We start from the raw sequence: 1,487 nt of genomic DNA on the forward strand, positions 1-1,487 counted from the left end.
GCGCAGTCCGCGCAGGTCGTCGTGGTCACCCACCTTCCCCAGGTGGCCGCCTTCGCCGACCGCCACCTGGTCGTCGAGAAGACCCACGACGGCGCGGTCACCCGCAGCGGCGTCAAGGCGATGGAGGGCGAGGACCGCATCCGTGAACTCTCCCGCATGCTGGCGGGCCAGGAGGACTCCGAACTGGCCCGGGCGCACGCGGAGGAACTCCTGCGGACGGCGGTGACCCTGCGGCTCGCTTAGCCGGCCGACGGTGCTTCCGGGGCATGGCCCCCGGCGGCCCGTCCGCCGCGACGGGGAGTGACCGGCGCGTGCAGCGGCCGGCCGGCACCGCCGAGCTGCGGCGTCGTGGTTGCTCGCCGTCGCGGTGGGAAATGGGGCGAGGCGGCCCCCGTCCGCCGGGTGTGGGAAGGGGCGCCGGCCCCTCCCGCCTTTCCGCCGCGACGGCGAGCAACCAGCACGGCGAGGGTCCGGCGGCACGGACGGCGGCCGCAAGCGGCACAACACGGGCGGCCCGCCCGCAGGGCTAGGGTGTCGGGAAGATCCACAAGCGGGGAGGTCCACATGGCACTCGGGCGCGCGGCCGTGTTGGCGACGGCGGTCATCGGGGCGAGGGCGGCGTACGGCGGGGTACGCACGGCGTGGCCCCGGCTGGGGGAACGGCGCAACCGGGCCGGGCGGACCGTGCAGTTGTGTGCCGGGCCCGCTGCCGCTGCCGGGGTGCTGGCCGGGGTGGGCGCGCTTCCCGCGCGGGCGCGGGCCGCGGGGGCCGTGGCCGTGCTCGCCGCCGCCGGGTGCGGGGCGTACGACGACGTCGCCGGGGCCGGCGACCCGCGGCGCGGGTTCCGGGCGCATCTGGAGGCGCTGCGTGGCGGGGAGCTGACGAGCGGGGCGGTCAAGCTGCTCGGGATCGGGGCGGCCGGGCTCCTCGCCGGGGCCGCGCTCAAGGAGCGGCCGGTGGACAAGGTGCTGGCCGGGATCGTGATCGCCGGGGCCGCGCACGCCGTCAACCTGCTGGACGTCCGGCCCGGCCGGGCGGCCGCCGCGGTGATCGCGCTCGGCCTCGGCGGGACGGTGCGCGGCGCCGTCGCCGCGGCCCCCGTCGGCGCGGCGGCGGCACTGCTCGCGGACGACCTCGCCGAGCGCACGATGCTCGGCGACACCGGCGCGCACGCGCTCGGCGCGGGCCTCGGGCTCGCCGTCGTCAGCACGAACGGCCGCGCCGGACTCGTGCTGCACGCCGCCGCCTGCACGGCCGCCGCCGCCCTGGCCGAGGCGCGGCAGCGGTCAAGCATCCCCAAAGCGGGTGAATCCAGGGAAGTGCGGGCGAGGTAGGGCGGGGCCGTCTCGGAACGGCGGTGCCGGGTCGCCGACCGGTGCTGGCATCCTGGGCGCAGCACCTCGCTCTCCCGCGTCGTCAGCGGACTCTCGCTGCCGCCCCACGCGGCCAGGGCCAGCTTCGGGTCGATGGACCGCTGGCCGGCCGC

At 78.3% G+C, this 1,487-nt stretch carries 1 protein-coding gene and 1 pseudogene; both read left to right on the forward strand.

Annotated features, from left to right (window positions below; all coding sequences use genetic code 11):
• Window positions 1-243: pseudogene (locus AB0K09_RS33305) on the forward strand (DNA repair protein RecN); the annotation flags it as partial.
• Window positions 244-564: 321 nt separating this feature from the next.
• Window positions 565-1,335, forward strand: coding sequence for a hypothetical protein (locus AB0K09_RS33310; RefSeq protein ID WP_366069124.1), 771 nt, complete (start codon window positions 565-567; stop codon window positions 1,333-1,335).
• Window positions 1,336-1,487 lie beyond the last annotated feature (152 nt).

The organism is Streptomyces sp. NPDC049577 (assembly GCF_040675635.1).
Taxonomy (GTDB): Bacteria; Actinomycetota; Actinomycetes; order Streptomycetales; family Streptomycetaceae; genus Streptomyces.